This is a genomic window from Burkholderia sp. BCC0044, from assembly GCF_902832955.1.
Lineage (GTDB): Bacteria > Pseudomonadota > Gammaproteobacteria > Burkholderiales > Burkholderiaceae > Burkholderia.
Genome location: NZ_CADFDO010000001.1, coordinates 431,588 through 446,612, shown reverse-complemented (window position 1 = coordinate 446,612; position 15,025 = coordinate 431,588). Strand labels below are relative to the sequence as shown.

The 15,025-nt window shown below is 67.4% G+C and carries 14 protein-coding genes and 1 other RNA gene; 5 read left to right on the top strand and 10 right to left on the bottom strand.

Annotated features, from left to right (window positions below; translation table 11 throughout):
• Positions 1-132 precede the first annotated feature (132 nt).
• Positions 133-987, top strand: coding sequence for an endonuclease/exonuclease/phosphatase family protein (locus HWX14_RS02020; protein WP_175881338.1), 855 nt, complete (start codon positions 133-135; stop codon positions 985-987).
• Positions 988-1,017: 30 nt separating this feature from the next.
• Here HWX14_RS02020 and HWX14_RS02015 read toward each other — a convergent pair whose 3' ends face one another.
• From HWX14_RS02015 to ffs, 10 genes are all read right to left on the bottom strand, one after another.
• Positions 1,018-1,794, bottom strand: coding sequence for a 3'-5' exonuclease (locus HWX14_RS02015; protein WP_175881337.1), 777 nt, complete (start codon positions 1,792-1,794; stop codon positions 1,018-1,020).
• A gap of 3 nt (positions 1,795-1,797) precedes the next feature.
• A complete protein-coding gene (gene rpoS, locus HWX14_RS02010; protein ID WP_175881336.1) occupies positions 1,798-2,886 on the bottom strand; it encodes an RNA polymerase sigma factor RpoS in 1,089 nt (362 codons plus the stop codon).
• 11 nt (positions 2,887-2,897) lie between these two features.
• Positions 2,898-3,788 carry a peptidoglycan DD-metalloendopeptidase family protein gene (locus tag HWX14_RS02005; protein WP_126361837.1) on the bottom strand — a complete coding sequence of 297 codons (891 nt, stop codon included), beginning with the start codon at positions 3,786-3,788 and terminating at the stop codon, positions 2,898-2,900.
• A 5-nt stretch (positions 3,789-3,793) separates the two neighbouring features.
• Positions 3,794-4,726, bottom strand: coding sequence for a protein-L-isoaspartate(D-aspartate) O-methyltransferase (locus HWX14_RS02000; protein WP_175881335.1), 933 nt, complete (start codon positions 4,724-4,726; stop codon positions 3,794-3,796).
• Positions 4,723-5,484, bottom strand: a complete 762-nt coding sequence (gene surE, locus HWX14_RS01995; protein ID WP_175881334.1) for a 5'/3'-nucleotidase SurE — start codon at positions 5,482-5,484, stop codon at positions 4,723-4,725. The genes HWX14_RS02000 and surE overlap by 4 nt, the downstream gene beginning before the upstream one ends.
• 217 nt (positions 5,485-5,701) lie before the next feature.
• Complete coding sequence (locus HWX14_RS01990) at positions 5,702-6,907, bottom strand: CaiB/BaiF CoA-transferase family protein (RefSeq protein ID WP_006496407.1); 1,206 nt, start codon at positions 6,905-6,907, stop codon at positions 5,702-5,704.
• A 48-nt stretch (positions 6,908-6,955) separates the two neighbouring features.
• Positions 6,956-7,552 carry a recombination mediator RecR gene (recR, locus tag HWX14_RS01985; RefSeq protein WP_006478665.1) on the bottom strand — a complete coding sequence of 199 codons (597 nt, stop codon included), beginning with the start codon at positions 7,550-7,552 and terminating at the stop codon, positions 6,956-6,958.
• A gap of 31 nt (positions 7,553-7,583) precedes the next feature.
• Positions 7,584-7,910, bottom strand: coding sequence for a YbaB/EbfC family nucleoid-associated protein (locus HWX14_RS01980; protein ID WP_006482124.1), 327 nt, complete (start codon positions 7,908-7,910; stop codon positions 7,584-7,586).
• A gap of 95 nt (positions 7,911-8,005) precedes the next feature.
• Positions 8,006-10,408, bottom strand: coding sequence for a DNA polymerase III subunit gamma/tau (locus tag HWX14_RS01975; protein WP_175881333.1), 2,403 nt, complete (start codon positions 10,406-10,408; stop codon positions 8,006-8,008).
• A 127-nt stretch (positions 10,409-10,535) separates the two neighbouring features.
• An RNA gene (gene ffs, locus HWX14_RS01970) (signal recognition particle sRNA small type) lies at positions 10,536-10,634 on the bottom strand.
• 390 nt (positions 10,635-11,024) lie between these two features.
• On the opposite strand from ffs, the gene trxA reads away from it, so the two are divergent.
• From trxA to HWX14_RS01950, 4 genes are all read left to right on the top strand, one after another.
• Positions 11,025-11,351 carry a thioredoxin TrxA gene (trxA, locus tag HWX14_RS01965; protein WP_006402348.1) on the top strand — a complete coding sequence of 109 codons (327 nt, stop codon included), beginning with the start codon at positions 11,025-11,027 and terminating at the stop codon, positions 11,349-11,351.
• Between the two features lie 195 nt (positions 11,352-11,546).
• Positions 11,547-12,809 (top strand): transcription termination factor Rho, encoded by a 1,263-nt coding sequence (rho, locus tag HWX14_RS01960; protein ID WP_006478662.1) that lies wholly within the window; start codon positions 11,547-11,549, stop codon positions 12,807-12,809.
• A 131-nt stretch (positions 12,810-12,940) separates the two neighbouring features.
• A complete protein-coding gene (locus HWX14_RS01955; RefSeq protein ID WP_175881332.1) occupies positions 12,941-13,441 on the top strand; it encodes a MerR family transcriptional regulator in 501 nt (166 codons plus the stop codon).
• A complete protein-coding gene (locus HWX14_RS01950) occupies positions 13,438-14,991 on the top strand; it encodes an MFS transporter (RefSeq protein WP_175881331.1) in 1,554 nt (517 codons plus the stop codon). Before HWX14_RS01955 ends, HWX14_RS01950 begins: the two co-directional genes overlap by 4 nt.
• The last annotated feature ends 34 nt before the right edge of the window (positions 14,992-15,025 follow it).

Genomic DNA, 15,025 nt, shown 5'->3' with positions numbered 1-15,025 from the left:
CGCGCTGCGTGGCGCGCGAGCGGCTGACAACCGCGCGCCCCGCTGCGCGCCGACCTGCCGCGCGCGATGCGTGGCGCAGCCCCACCGGCGGCACGGGTTCTGCTCGCAGCACCAAGCCAAGGAGACTCCATCATGCGATTGATCGACTGGAACATCCAATGGGGTCGGGATGCGGACGGCATCGTCGACCTCCCGCGCACGATCGCCGCCGCCCGGCAGTTGAGCGATTTCGACGTGCTGTGCCTGCAGGAAGTCACGCGCGGCTTCGACGCATTGCCCGGGCGGCCGGGCCCCGACCAGTTCGCCGAACTCGCGGCGCTGCTGCCCGGCTATACGATCGTCGACGCCATCGGCGCCGACCTGCCCGCCGTCCGGCCAGGCGCACCGCGCCGGCAATTCGGCAACGTGATCGCGACGCGGCTGCCGGTCGGGCGCGTGCTGCGCCAATCGCTGCCGTGGCCCGCCGACGCCGGCGCGCCGTCGATGCCGCGCGTCGCGCTCGATATCGCGTTGCAGGCGCCGTTCGGGCCGTTGCGCGTGGTCACCACGCATCTGGAGTATTACTCGGCACGCCAGCGGCTGGCGCAGGTCGACGCGCTACGCGACCGGCATCGCGAAGCCTGCGCGCACGCGGACCATCCCGCTCCCGCCGAAACCGCCGACGGGCCGTTCAGCGCGACCGGACAACCACGCGATGCGATCGTCTGCGGCGATTTCAACAGTGCATTCGGCGCCGATGCGTACCGGCGCTTCCTGGAGCCGATTGCCGACGCGCCGGGTTTCGTCGACGCGTGGGTCGCACGGCATCCCGGTCGTACACCGCCGCCGACGGCCGGTGTCTACGATACGGTGCAATGGTCGGACGGGCCGCTCGCGTGCGATTTCGTGTTCGTCACCGACACGCTGTTGCCGCGCGTCATCGGCTGCGAGATCGACGGCAGCGTACGCGCGTCCGATCACCAGCCGGTGCTGCTCGAACTGGCCTGATCGCGCCGGTTGCGGCGCGGGCCGCCCGCGCTACGCGTCGAAGCCGGCGAGGTATTCGACCCAGTGCGGCGCCGGCTCCAGCGCGAGCGCGTTCTTCACGAGCAGGATCTCGTCCGCGTACTCGCTCGGCGTCAGGCCGCCACGCATCAACTGGAACCGGCAGTACAGCAGGTAGGTGTTGACGACGTCGGTTTCGCAATAATTGCGGATTTCTTCGATCCGGCCGTCGCGGAACGCCGGCCATACCTGGCTGCCGTCCATCCCGAGCTTGCCCGGGAAACCGCACAGTTTCGCCAGCGCATCGAGCGGCGCGTTCGCGCGCGCCTGATACATCGCGAGCACGTCCATCAGGTCGGTATGCCGCGAGTGATAGCGCGAGATGTAGTTGTTCCACTTGAATTCGCGGTCGTCCTCGCCGAGATCCCAGTAGCGGGTGGCGGGAATGCCGTGCACGAGCGCGCGGTAATGGAGCACCGGCAGATCGAAGCCGCCGCCGTTCCACGACACGAGCTGCGGCGTGTATTTTTCGATCACGCGGTAGAACGACTGGATCAGCGCCGCTTCGTTGTCCTGCGGCGTCCCGAGCGAGCGCACGCGAAAACCGCTGTTGTCGCGGAACACGCACGAGATCGCCGCGATCCGCTGCAGATGGTGCGGCAGGAAATCGCCGCCGGTCTTCTCGCGGCGTGCGGCGAACGCGTGTTCGGCCACCGCGGCATCGTCGAGCGTGGCGGGCAGGTCTTCCAGACGGCGAATGCCGTCGACATCGGGAATCGTCTCGATGTCAAAAACAAGGATCGGGGTCATCAGTTACAGAACGGCGTCCTTGCGCACGCCGTTGGAGGCGAAGAACCGCTTGAGGCGCACCAGCGCTTCCTGCTGGATCTGCCGCACGCGCTCGCGCGTGAGCCCCATCTCGTCGGCGAGCTCCTCGAGCGTCGCCGGTTCGATGTGGTTCAGGCCGAAGCGGCGCTCGATCACGTGCCGGTGCTTGTCGGACAGCCGCGACAGCCACGCGCGCGTCAGCGTTTCGAGCTCGCGATGCTGCACTTCGGCGTCGGGCGACTGGCTCTGGTCGTCGGGCAGCAGGTCGAGCAGGCTGCTCGCGGGATCGAGGTCGAGCGGCGCGTCGAGCGACGCCGTGTGTTCGTTGAGTGCGAGGATATCGGTGACTTCCTCGGCGGTCTTGCCGGTGAGATAGGCGATGTCGTCGATGCTGGCTTCGCGGCGCTCGGCCGCTTCGCCCGTCGACATCGAATTCTTTTCGAGGTGGCGCTTCGCGCGCAGCACCTGGTTCAGTTCGCGGATCACGTGCACGGGCAGGCGCACCGTGCGGGCCTGGTTCATGATCGCCCGCTCGATGCTCTGCCGGATCCACCACGTCGCGTAGGTCGAGAAACGGAAACCGCGCGTCGGGTCGAATTTCTCGATCGCGTGCATCAGGCCGAGATTGCCTTCCTCGATCAGGTCGAGCAGCGGCACGCCGCGGTTCAGATAGCCCTTCGCGATACTGACGACGAGACGCAGGTTGCGCTCGATCATCACCTGCCGCGCCTCGAATTCGCCGGCCTTCGCCAGGCGCGAATAACGCTGCTCTTCCTCGACGGTCAGCAGCGGCTTCACGCTGATGCGGTTCAGGTAATGCTGGATCGTGTCGGCCGTGAGCTCGGCCTGCAGCAACGTGCGGAAATCGTCGACGTCGGGCGCGGCTTCCTGGCGGCCTTCGCGCTCGTCGTCGGCCCCGTCCGCTTCGGCGTCGCGCGCCTCGAGATCGCGTTCGTTTTCCGCGACGTCGTCCTCGTCGTCCGTCGAAGCACCTGCTCGCCCCACCGATGCTTGCGTGGCACGACTGATCTTCTCAGACTCGGCTTGCGGCTCGTGGCGCTTCGATTTCGGCATGGTCGTCTCGGTTATTGAGGCGGCAAATACTTCAGCGGATCGACAGGCTTACCCTGCCGGCGAACCTCGAAATGCAGCATCACGCGGTCGGCATCGCTGTTACCCATCTCGGCGATCTTCTGCCCCTTCGTCACCGCGTCCCCCTCTTTTACCATCAAAGCGCGATTGTGTGCATACGCCGTGAGGTAAGTCGCATCGTGTTTGATGATAATGAGGTTGCCGTAGCCGCGCAGACCGTTGCCGGAGTAAACGACGCGACCGTCCGCCGCCGCCTTCACGGCCTCGCCGGCCGTCCCGCCGATATTGACACCCTTGTTCTTTGCATCGTCGAACCCGTTCAGCACGGGGCCGCGCGCGGGCCATGCGAACGTCACGGGGCCGCTCGGCGCCGCCGCCGTATCGCTCGATCCGGTTGCCGCGGCCGGCGGCGTGGCGGCGAGCGCGGACGACGTGCCGGCGGCCGGCGTGGCCGGACCGCTGCTCAGCGGCGCGGTCGCGACGGCGGCGCCTCCGATCGGCGCGGCGACCTGCGTACCCGCGACTGCGGCACCGGCCTGCGGCGACACGCGCAGCAGCTGGTCGACTTCGATCTGGTTCGGGTTCGCCAGATTGTTCCACGCCGCGATGTCGCGATAGTTCTGCCCGTTTTCGAGTGCGATCCGGTACAGCGTGTCGCCCGGCTTCACCCGGTAGTAACCCGGCGGCGCCGGCGGAAGCGGCGCCGCGGGCTGCGCGGCGGCGGTCGTGCCGAGCGAACCGGAGCGGTCGACGACGGGCGCGTTGTCGAGCCGCGTCGCACAGGCGGCCAGTAGCGTGGAGAACGCAGCCACACAGATCGCGCGCTGGGCGAGCGTGAGCGGTTCCCTGGATCGGTTGTTTTGCATCGCGCGCAACATACTCATCGGTTTCAAATCACTCCGGATTTTAAAGGGACAAAGAAAACGCGATCAAGCCGGGACTCTCGCCATTGCGCGTGCGCGACGCGCTCGACGAGCGTGAGCACCTGGTGCTGCCCGCTCTGCGCGCCGACCGGCGCGACGAGCCGCCCGCCGATCGCGAGCTGCTCGAGCAGCGCCTGCGGCACGTCGAGCCCCGCCGCCGCGATCACGATCGCGTCGAACGGGGCCGCGGACGGCAGGCCGACACGCCCGTCGCCGTAGTGCAGACGGATGTTCGGCACGCGCAACGGCCGCAGGTTCAGCTTCGCGCGCTCGTAGAGCGGCTTGATGCGTTCAATCGAATACACGTCGCGTGCCACGTGGCTCAGCACGGCGGCCTGATAGCCGCAACCGGTGCCGATCTCGAGCACGCGCTCGAGGGTGCGGCCGGCCATCGCGAGCTCGATCATGCGCGCGACGACCGACGGCTTTGAAATAGTCTGCTGGTGGCCGATCGGCAACGCCGAATCCTCGTAGGCCTGCGTCGCGAGCCCGGGATCCACGAACAGGTGGCGCGGCACCGCGGCCATCGCGTCCAGCACGCGCGCATCGGTCACGCCGTTCGCGCGCAGGCGTTCGACCATCCGCTCGCGCACACGTTCCGACGTGAGGGCGAACGTGCCGGCCGGCGCGATGCTCGGCGCAGCCGGCTTCGGCGGCGCAGGTTTCGGCGCGGTCGGCTTCGGGGCGGTCGCCGGCTTCGCGGCCGCGATACCCGGCAGCGGCGCCCGCCCGGCGGCCGGCTTCACCGCAACCGGTTTCAGCACGGCTGCGGGTTTGTCGGCGGCCTTCGGCACCGCGCCCGCCGCTTGGCGTTCGCCGGGCCGACCTTCGGACTTGCGTGGCGCTCGCTTGAGATCTTCGAGCGCGAGCGGGAACCGCTTCGCGCGCTCGCCGCTCATGAAGCCCGCCCTCCGGCGCGCGCCCATTCGCGCGTCGCGGGCAACATCTGCGTATGCGTGAGATCGAGCTGCAGCGGCGTGATCGACACGAAACCGTTTGCAACGGCGTGGAAATCGGTGCCGTCGCTGGCGTCCAGCGCCTCGCCCGCCGCACCGATCCAGTAGATCGGCTCGCCGCGCGGGTCGGTCTGCCGAATCACCGGCTGCGATGGATGACGCTTGCCGAGACGCGTGACCTTCCAGCCCTTCAGTTCGCCGTACGGCAGGTTCGGGATATTGACGTTCAGCAGCGGGTTGCCCGGCAGCGGATGCGCGAGATAGTGCGCGACGATGTCCGCGGCGACGCGCGCGGCGTCGGCCAGATGGGCCCAGCCCTTGTCGACCAGCGAGAACGCGATGGCCGGCACGCCGAACATGATGCCTTCGGTGGCGGCCGCAACTGTCCCCGAATAGAGCGTGTCTTCGCCCATGTTCTGGCCGTTGTTGATGCCCGACACGACGATGTCCGGCCTCGCGTCGGCCATCCCCGTCAGCGCGACGTGCACCGAATCGGTCGGCGTGCCGTTCACGTAGAAGAAACCCGTACCCGCTGCGCGCTGCACCGACAGCGGCCGCGACAACGTGAGGGAATTCGACGCGCCGCTGCAGTTCTGCTCCGGCGCGATCACCGTAAGCTCGGCCAGCGGCTGCAGCGCTTCGCTGAGCGCGGCGAGACCGGGGGCGAGATAGCCGTCGTCGTTGCTGAGTAGGATTCGCATCCGGCGATTGTAACCGAGGAAAGATGGCGCGAGAGCGACAGTCAGGCCACCGCGGACGGGCGGGTATACGCATGGGCACACGATGCGCCGCCGCATTGCGCGACGGCGTTCCGCACGCCGGGAAAAACACCGGGCCGACGGGTTTTCCGCCCGGAGAAAATCGCGTCGGGGAACCCTTCGTCGACAGGCCCGGCGCGAAGCGCCAGGCCAGGTGCGCTCAGATCGCGCCCGCCTCGCGCAGCGCGGCGATCGCCTGCGCGTCGTAGCCGAGGCCGCGCAGCACCTCGTCGGTGTGCTCGCCGAGTTCGGGCCCGAGCCAGCGCGTTTCGCCCGGCGTATCCGACAGCTTCGGCGTGATGTTCGGCAGCGGAATGTCGGTGCCGTCGGCCAGCTTGAAACGCTGGATCATCTGGCGCGCGACGAACTGCGGATCGGTGAACATGTCGGCCGCGCTGTAGATGCGCCCGGCCGGGACGTCGGCGGCATTGAGCACGACGAGCGCCTCGTCGATCGTGCGCGGCGCGAGCCACGCGGCGATCGCATCGTCGATTTCCTGCGTGCGCGGCACCCGCCCGTCGTTTTGCGCGAGCGCGGGATCGTCGGCGAGGTCGTCGCGCTCGATCGCCTTCATCAGCCGCTTGAAGATCGGATCGCTATTGCCGCCGATCACGATGCTGCCGTCGCGGCATGCGTACGTATTCGACGGCACGATGCCCGGCAGCGACGCGCCGGTGCGCTCGCGCACCATCCCGTACACGCCGTACTCGGGCACCACGCTTTCCATCATGTTGAAGACGGCTTCATACAGGGCAACGTCGACCACCTGCCCCGCGCCGCCGTTGACCTTGCGGTGATGGAGCGCCATCAGCGCGCCGATCACGCCGTGCAGCGCCGCGATCGAATCGCCGATCGAGATGCCGATGCGCGGCGGCGGCAGATCTGGATAGCCGGTGATGTGGCGCAGCCCGCCCATCGATTCGGCGATCGCGCCGAAGCCGGGCCGGTCGCGGTACGGGCCCGTCTGCCCGTAGCCGGACAGGCGCACCATCACGAGGCCCGGATTGTCGGCCGACAGCACGTCGTAGCCGAGCCCGAGCTTTTCGAGCAGGCCCGGACGGAAATTCTCGATCACGATGTCGGCCTCGCTCGCGAGCTGCCGCGCGATCGCCTTGCCGGCGTCGGCTTTCAGGTTGAGCGTGACCGATTTCTTGTTGCGCGCCTGCACGGACCACCACAGCGACGTGCCGCCCTGCTCCGGGTGCAGCTTGCGCCACTTGCGCAGCGGGTCGCCGCCGTTCGGATCCTCGATCTTGATCACTTCCGCGCCGAATTCGGCGAACAGCCGCGACGCGAACGGCCCCGCGATCAGCGTTCCGAATTCGAGCACTTTGACGCCCGCGAGCGGGCCCTGGCTGGTGCTCATGTGTCTCCCTGGCATGAGGAACGGCGCCGCCGGCAGGCGGCGCCCGGCTTACATCGTGCGGCGATCGAGCATCGCGCGGGCGATGGTGCCCGCGTCGACGTACTCGAGCTCGCCGCCCACCGGCACGCCGCGCGCGAGGCGCGTGACCGCCAGCCCGCGCGCCTTGAGCGTCTGGCCGAGGTAGTGGGCGGTGGCTTCGCCTTCGTTCGTGAAGTTGGTCGCGAGCACGACCTCCTTGACGACGCCGTCGGACGCGCGCCGCACGAGGCGGTCGAAATGGATTTCCTTCGGGCCGATTCCGTCGAGCGGGCTCAACCGCCCCATCAGCACGAAATACAGCCCGCGGTAGGTCATCGTCTGCTCGAGCATGATCTGGTCGGCAGGCGTCTCGACGACGCACAGCAGCGTCGGATCACGCTCCTCGTCGCTGCAGACCTCGCAGATCTGCGCTTCGGTGAACGTGTTGCACTTCTCGCAGTGCTGCAGGTGCTCGGTCGCGAACAGCAGCGAGCGGCCGAGCCGCTCCGCGCCCTCGCGGTCGTGCTGCATCAGGTGAACCGCCATGCGCTGCGCGGATTTCGGCCCGACGCCGGGCAGCACGCGCAACGCTTCGACGAGAGCGGACAGGGCGGACGGCTGTTTCATACGGCGGCAAACGGTGGCAAGGACGCCGCGCTCAGAACGGCAGCTTGAAGCCCGGGGGCAGCGGCAGGCCCGACGTCATGCCGCTCATCTTTTCCTGCGACGTCGCTTCGGCCTTGCGCACCGCATCGTTGAACGCAGCGGCGACGAGGTCCTCGAGCATGTCCTTGTCGTCCGCGAGCAGGCTCGGGTCGATCGACACGCGGCGCACCTCGTTGCGGCACGTCATCGTCACCTTGACGAGGCCGGCGCCCGACTGCCCTTCGACTTCGATCAGCGCAAGCTGCTCCTGCATCTTCTTCATGTTTTCCTGCATTTGCTGCGCTTGCTTCATCAGTCCGGCGAGGTTGCCTTTCAACATGGGAATACTCCTTCTTGATCGTGTGAAAACCGGCACGCGGCGCGTGCCGGCCAATGTGTGCGGGGCGTGATTGTGCCTGTCGCGGGGCGGTCAGTTCAATGCAGTGTGGGCGACGCGCCGTCCGGCGCCGAATCGGCGAGCGGGCGCACCGACCCCTCGACGATGCGCGCACCGAAGTCGCGCACGAGCTGCTGGACGAACGGATCGCCGTGAATCTCCTGCTCGGCTTCGCGCTGGCGCGCCGCGCGCGCGGCCGCATCCAGCGCCGCCGCGGTGCGCCGGGCGGGCCCGACCTCGACGCTCACCTCGACCGGCTTGCCGAGCGCATCGGCCAGCGCGGCCTTCAGCTTCGCCACCTGCGCGGCGTCCGCATACTGCGGCACCGGCACGGACAATTTCAATGTGCTCGCATCGACGGCCGTCAGCTCGCTGTTGAACGCGAGCTGGTACGCGACGCCCTTCAGCGGCAACTGGGCGGCCAGCGCCGGCCATTCGCCGTCGAAGCCGATCGGATCGAGCGCGATCGCGGGCGGCAACGGACGCGTGTCGATCGGCGCGGCCGGACGCGCGTCCGCCAGCTTCGGCGTCACGCGCACATCGTCGGGACCGCTGTCGAACACCGGCACGAAGCCGTCGTCGGAACCGCCGAACATCTCGTCGGCGCTGAGCGGCACGTAGTCGTCGGGCGGGATGTCTTCCCACGGCGGCGACGGCTGGCGCGAATCCGCGGCTTGCGGCGCGCGGGCAGCGGCACGCGGCGTCGGCACCTGGACGGCCGGACGCGGCGCGGCCGGCTTCTCGGCGGCCGGCTGGGCCGCCGCCGGCTTGGCTGCAGCGCCTGCGCGCCCGCGGTCCGACGACACGCGCATTCCTGCATTGCGCAGCACGTCGAGCGCGGCGGCAGCGCCGCCGCCTGCACGCGCCGCCTGACGGGCGGCGGCCGGCTCGGGTGATGCGGCGCGCGGCGCCGGTTCGGGCTGCGGCGCCGGTTCGTCGTTTCGCTGCACGGCGGCAACGGCAGGCGGCTCAGGTTCGTTGCGGGCGGCAGGTGACATGTCGCCGGCGGGCACTGCGTTCGCTTCCGGCTGCGGCGGCTCGATCGCTCGAGCGTCGGCCGCTACCGGTGCCGGTGCTGCTGCCTCTTCGGGTGCCGAAACGGCTGCTTCTGCCGGTGCCGGAACGGCTGCCGGCTTGGCGGCCGGCCGATCGGCTTCGTCACCGGACTGCGCTGGCACCGAACGCGCGACCGGCGCAACAGGCACAGCCGGCGCCGCGGCTTGCGGCCGCGCCGCGACGGCGGGCGCGGCCGACACCGGCTTCGCCGCTGCGGCGGCCGGTGCCGCGGCAGCGCGCGGGGCCGGCACCGCACGCGGCGGCACGGACGGCTGACCGCCCGGCGCACTGCCGGCGCCCACGGCCGGCTCGAACGCGAGCATCCGCAGCAGCGTCATCGTGAAACCCGCGTATTCGTCCGGCGCCAGGCCGAGCTCGGCGCGCCCGACCGTCGCGATCTGATAGAACAGTTGCACCTGCTCGGGGCTCAGCGTCTCCGCAAAACGGCGCAGGTCGGCCGCTTCCGGCCATTCGTCGAGCACCGAGCCCGGCGCGAACTGCGCCCATGCGATCCGATGCAGCAGGCTCGCGAGATCCTGCAGCGCGGTCGAGAACGACAGGCTGCGCAACGACATCTCGTCGGCAATCGCGAGGATTTCCGGGCCGTTGCCGGCCGCGAGCGCGTCGAGCAGACGCACCATGTAAGTCTGGTCGAGCGCGCCGAGCATGCCCGACACCGCCGACTCGGTCACCTCGTTCGCCGAATAGGCGATCGCCTGGTCGGTCAGCGACAGCGCGTCGCGCATGCTGCCCTGCGCGGCGCGCGCGAGCAGGCGCAGCGCCTGCGGCTCGAACGTGATCTGCTCTTCGCCGAGGATCCGCTCGAGATGCGACACGATGTGCCCGGCCGGCATCTGCTTCAGGTTGAACTGCAGGCAGCGCGACAGCACGGTGACGGGAATTTTCTGCGGATCGGTCGTCGCGAGGATGAACTTGACGTGCGGCGGCGGCTCTTCGAGCGTCTTGAGCATCGCGTTGAACGCGTGGTTCGTCAGCATGTGCACTTCGTCGATCATGTAGACCTTGAAGCGCGCATCGACGGGCGCGTACACCGCGCGCTCGAGCAGCGCGGCCATTTCATCGACGCCGCGGTTGCTCGCCGCGTCCATCTCGACGTAATCGACGAAACGGCCCTCGTCGATCTCGCGACAGGCGCGACACACGCCGCACGGCTGCGACGTGACGCCGGTTTCACAGTTGAGCGCCTTGGCGAAGATCCGCGACAGCGTCGTCTTGCCGACACCGCGGGTTCCGGTAAACAGATAGGCGTGATGGAGACGCCCGCCGTCGAGCGCGTGCGTGAGCGCCCTGACGACGTGCTCCTGGCCGACGAGCGAAGCGAAATCCTTCGGACGCCACTTGCGTGCGAGAACTTGATAGGTCATCGGGAAATTGTATCAGTAACGCTGCGTCGCGCCGACACGCGAAACGGTGCGGAACACGGACAAGATGCAGGTCGAACGGAGTGTGACGCAGAAATAAAAAACGCCCTGCGAACGGGGCGAGAAGGAAGGTGACGAGCCCAACCCTCGGCACTGGCGGAAAACGATTGTGGCTGCTTCGTTCCCGACCTGACCAGGTTCACCGCCCCACCATGCGAGGAGGCCCGTCACGGCATATTCTATCACCGCTTCCAGACGAATGCGACCGTTTGTTCGCATCAATGCGATCTCACCGGGCAAACCGGTGCGTCGTCCCTTCGTACGCGCTGCAAGCGGCGGCGCCCCTTGTAATTTGCGGGCCGGCCTCCATCTGCGTGGCACAACGGTCGAACGTCGCGTCGTACCCCTACTCGCGTAGCGGCTACTATCGCCGCCCGCAGCAGATAGCAATTTAGGCTAATATGACGCCCGAACGACCCGCGAGCCGCGGCATGCAGCGCTTACGTCCCTCCTTCCCGGAAGGCGGAGTGCCCTGCCGCAGCGGCCGGCAGCCTGCGGAGGCCGGTACGCTGCAACGCGCAAGCAGGCAGTCCCCGAACCCGTAAGAGGTATTGACCCAATGAGCGAACAGATCAAACACATCAGCGACGCATCGTTCGAACAGGACGTCGTCAAGTCCGACAAGCCCGTGCTCGTCGATTTCTGGGCCGAATGGTGCGGCCCGTGCAAGATGATCGCCCCGATCCTCGACGAAGTCGCGAAGGACTACGGCGACAAGCTGCAGATCGCGAAGATCAACGTCGACGACAACCAGGCCACGCCGGCGAAATTCGGCGTGCGCGGCATCCCGACGCTGATCCTGTTCAAGAACGGCGCGGCCGCCGCGCAGAAGGTCGGCGCGCTGTCGAAGTCGCAGCTCACCGCATTCCTGGACAGCCACCTGTAATACCGGCAGTTCCGCGGACGTGTTGTCAGTCGGCAACACGTCCGCCGTCAAGCCGCCGATCGCTCGCTCAAGCGCGAATCGGCCTATGCTAGAATTAAAAAACGTCGACAAGACGCATTTAAGTCTCTGAGCGCTTCCGCTCGCCCTCCTCCCTTATTTTCTTTCGTCGCATCTCCTCCCTGGCGGGTTCTCCGTATGCATTTATCCGAGCTCAAGTCTCTGCACGTCTCCGAACTGATCGAAATGGCCAATGGCCTGGAGATCGAAAACGCGAACCGCCTGCGCAAGCAGGAGCTGATGTTCGCCATTCTCAAAAAGCGCGCCAAGACGGGAGAGACGATCTTCGGCGACGGTACGCTCGAAGTGCTGCCGGACGGCTTCGGCTTCCTGCGCTCGCCGGAAATGTCGTACCTCGCGAGCACCGACGACATCTACATCAGCCCGTCGCAGATCCGCCGCTTCAACCTGCACACCGGCGACACGATCGAAGGTGAAGTCCGCACGCCGAAGGACGGCGAGCGCTACTTCGCGCTGGTGAAGGTCGACAAAGTCAACGGGCAGCCGCCCGAGGCCTCGAAACACAAGATCATGTTCGAGAACCTCACGCCGCTGCACCCGAACAAGCCGCTGTCGCTCGAACGCGAAATGCGCGGCGAGGAAAACGTCACGGGCCGCATCATCGACATGATCGCGCCGATCGGCAAGGGCCAGCGCGGCCTGCTCGTCGCGTCGCCGAAGTCGGGCAAGACCGTGATGCTCCAGCACATCGCCCACGCGATCAAGCAGAACCACCCGGACGTGATCCTGTTCGTGCTGCTGATCGACGAGCGCCCGGAAGAAGTGACCGAAATGCAGCGCTCGGTCGCCGGCGAAGTGATCGCGTCGACGTTCGACGAACCGGCCACGCGCCACGTCCAGGTCGCCGAAATGGTGATCGAGAAGGCCAAGCGCCTCGTCGAAATGAAGCACGACGTCGTGATCCTGCTCGACTCGATCACGCGTCTCGCGCGTGCGTACAACACCGTGATCCCGGCGTCGGGCAAGGTGCTGACGGGCGGTGTCGACGCGAACGCGCTGCAGCGTCCGAAGCGCTTCTTCGGCGCGGCGCGCAACATCGAGGAAGGCGGCTCGCTGACGATCATCGGCACCGCGCTGATCGAAACCGGCAGCCGCATGGACGACGTGATCTACGAAGAGTTCAAGGGCACCGGCAACATGGAAGTGCACCTCGAGCGCCGTCTCGCGGAAAAGCGCGTGTACCCGTCGATCAACCTGAACAAGTCGGGCACGCGTCGCGAGGAAATGCTGATCAAGCCCGAGATCCTTCAGAAGATCTGGGTGCTGCGCAAGTTCATCCACGACATGGACGAAGTCGAGGCGATGGAATTCCTGCTCGACAAGATCCGCCAGACGAAGAGCAACTCCGAGTTCTTCGACCTGATGCGCCGCGGCGGCTGATCGCCTCCGCTCCGCGACACGGCCGCCCGCGCATCCAGCCCGGCGGCCGTTTTTCGATCCCAACCTGAACGTGAACGTACAGGTTGATCTATAATCGCGTCATTGTCCCATCGAAGAAGTCCCCATACCCGATGTCGAACGACGCCTCCACCCCGCTGTTGACCGTCAGCGACGCCGCATCGCGGCTCGGCGTCACGCCGCGCACGCTCAAATATTACGAAGAGCGCGGGCTCGTCACACCGTCGCGCAGCGAAGGCCGCTACCGCCTCTACGACGAAGCCGACCTCGAGCGCTTCGCGCGCATCCTGCGATTGCGCGCGCTCGGTTTCTCGCTGCACGGCATCACCGAAATGCTGAAGCGCCCGCTGGAAGAAACGGGCGACGGCCGGCGCCGCTATTCGGATGCGTCGCTGCGCGACATCCGCGCCGGCCTCGCCGAGCAGATCGACACGCTCGACCGGCGGATCGCGGCCGTCCAGCGGGAACTGAAGGAAGCCGTTTCGCTGCACAAGGAATTGCAGCACGACATCGACTACGTCGAGCGGCGCCTCGCCGGCGAGAACGCCGATACGCTGATCGCGCAGCGGCGGGCGGAAGCCGGCACGAGGCGCACACGCAAGGATCGCGAATGAACGCGGTGCCGGGCCGGCCGCTGTGGAGCCGCGCCAACCTGCGCGCGGACCTGTTCCCATGGGCGCTCGCGCTCGTCACCGGCATCGACTATTTCGACAACGCCGCCTTCTCGTTCTTCGCGAGCTACATCGCGGGCGGCATCAACGCATCGCCCGACGAACTCGTGTGGTCGTCGAGCGCGTACGCGGTCACGGCCGTGCTCGGCATCCTGCAGCAGCAATGGTGGGTCGACCGGCTCGGCCATCGCCGCTACGTCGCGGGCTGCATGCTGATGTTCTCGTTCGGCGCGATCGCGGCGGCGCTCGCCGACACGTCGCTGGAACTCGCGTTCGCGCGCGGCTTTCAGGGCTATTTCATCGGCCCGATGATGGGCGCGTGCCGGATCCTGATCCAGATCAGCTTCAAGCCGCAGGAACGACCGCCCGCGACCCGCGCGTTCCTGATCATGATCCTGCTCGGCACCGCCCTCGCACCGATCGTCGGCGGGCTGCTGGTCGCGCATTCGACTTGGCGCGCCCTGTTCGCGTGCACGGCGCCGGCCGGCATCGCATTCGCGATCCTCGCGTTGCTCACGCTGCCCGATTCGGGCCGCACACCCGACGACGAACGCGGCTCCGGCCACTTCTGGCCGTACGTCGTGTTCGCGCTCGCGCAAGGGGCGCTGCAGATCGTGCTGCAGCAAGTGCATTACCAGCTCTACAGCGGCTCGCCGATGCTGATCGTGCTGACGTTTGCCGGGCTCGGTGCGCTCGCGTGGTTCGCATATCACCAGTGGCATCACCCGACGCCGCTCGTGCGGCTGCATGCGTTCCGCGAGCGGACGTTCCGAATCGGGCTGTTGCTCTACATGTTCTATTACTACGAGACGACGGGCTTCAGTTACCTGACGGCGCGGCTCCTCGAGGGCGGCCTCGGCTATCCGGTCGAAAACGCCGGGCGCCTGGTCGGCACGATGTCGCTGATTTCGGCCACCGCGCTGTTCGCCTACCTGCGCTACGCGAAATTCGTCACGCACAAGAAGTGGTTCGTCGTGCCGGGGTTCGCGATCGCCGTCACGGCCGCGCTGTGGATGACGCGGATGACGCCGCAGGTCGGCGAAGCGGCGCTGGTCGTGCCGCTGCTGCTGCGCGGGTTGCTGCTGCTGTTCATCGTGCTGCCGGTGGCCAACCTCACGTTCCGGATCTTCGCGATCGACGAATACACGCACGGCTACCGGCTGAAGAACATCGTGCGGCAACTGACGATCTCGTTCGCGACGTCGTCGGTAATCATCGTCGAGCAGCACCGGGTGGCCGTGCACCAGACGCGGCTCGTCGAGCGCGCGAACGTGTTCGACCCGCTGTTCCAGCAGACCGTCGATGCGCTCACGCGCAGCTATGCGGCAGCCGGCCACGCGCTGAACGACGCGCACGGCCTCGCGATCGCGTCGATCGCGCGGATGGTCGCGCAACAGGCGTCGTTCCTCGCGTCGCTCGACGGTTTTTACTTCCTGGCGGGCATCGCGCTCGTCGGCGGCCTCTTCGCGGCATGGCAAAAACAGATCGATTGAGTTAAAAGACAGGCTTTGGATTTTCGTCCGCAGC

Bases quoted from the DNA above. Each gene is read 5' to 3' on its own strand.
- HWX14_RS02020 (WP_175881338.1), top strand. From the start codon at position 133: ATGCGATTGATCGACTGGAACATCCAATGGGGTCGGGATGCGGACGGC.
- HWX14_RS02015 (WP_175881337.1), bottom strand. From the start codon at position 1,794: ATGACCCCGATCCTTGTTTTTGACATCGAGACGATTCCCGATGTCGAC.
- rpoS (WP_175881336.1), bottom strand. From the start codon at position 2,886: ATGCCGAAATCGAAGCGCCACGAGCCGCAAGCCGAGTCTGAGAAGATC.
- HWX14_RS02005 (WP_126361837.1), bottom strand. From the start codon at position 3,788: ATGAGTATGTTGCGCGCGATGCAAAACAACCGATCCAGGGAACCGCTC.
- HWX14_RS02000 (WP_175881335.1), bottom strand. From the start codon at position 4,726: ATGAGCGGCGAGCGCGCGAAGCGGTTCCCGCTCGCGCTCGAAGATCTC.
- surE (WP_175881334.1), bottom strand. From the start codon at position 5,484: ATGCGAATCCTACTCAGCAACGACGACGGCTATCTCGCCCCCGGTCTC.
- HWX14_RS01990 (WP_006496407.1), bottom strand. From the start codon at position 6,907: ATGAGCACCAGCCAGGGCCCGCTCGCGGGCGTCAAAGTGCTCGAATTC.
- recR (WP_006478665.1), bottom strand. From the start codon at position 7,552: ATGAAACAGCCGTCCGCCCTGTCCGCTCTCGTCGAAGCGTTGCGCGTG.
- HWX14_RS01980 (WP_006482124.1), bottom strand. From the start codon at position 7,910: ATGTTGAAAGGCAACCTCGCCGGACTGATGAAGCAAGCGCAGCAAATG.
- HWX14_RS01975 (WP_175881333.1), bottom strand. From the start codon at position 10,408: ATGACCTATCAAGTTCTCGCACGCAAGTGGCGTCCGAAGGATTTCGCT.
- trxA (WP_006402348.1), top strand. From the start codon at position 11,025: ATGAGCGAACAGATCAAACACATCAGCGACGCATCGTTCGAACAGGAC.
- rho (WP_006478662.1), top strand. From the start codon at position 11,547: ATGCATTTATCCGAGCTCAAGTCTCTGCACGTCTCCGAACTGATCGAA.
- HWX14_RS01955 (WP_175881332.1), top strand. From the start codon at position 12,941: ATGTCGAACGACGCCTCCACCCCGCTGTTGACCGTCAGCGACGCCGCA.
- HWX14_RS01950 (WP_175881331.1), top strand. From the start codon at position 13,438: ATGAACGCGGTGCCGGGCCGGCCGCTGTGGAGCCGCGCCAACCTGCGC.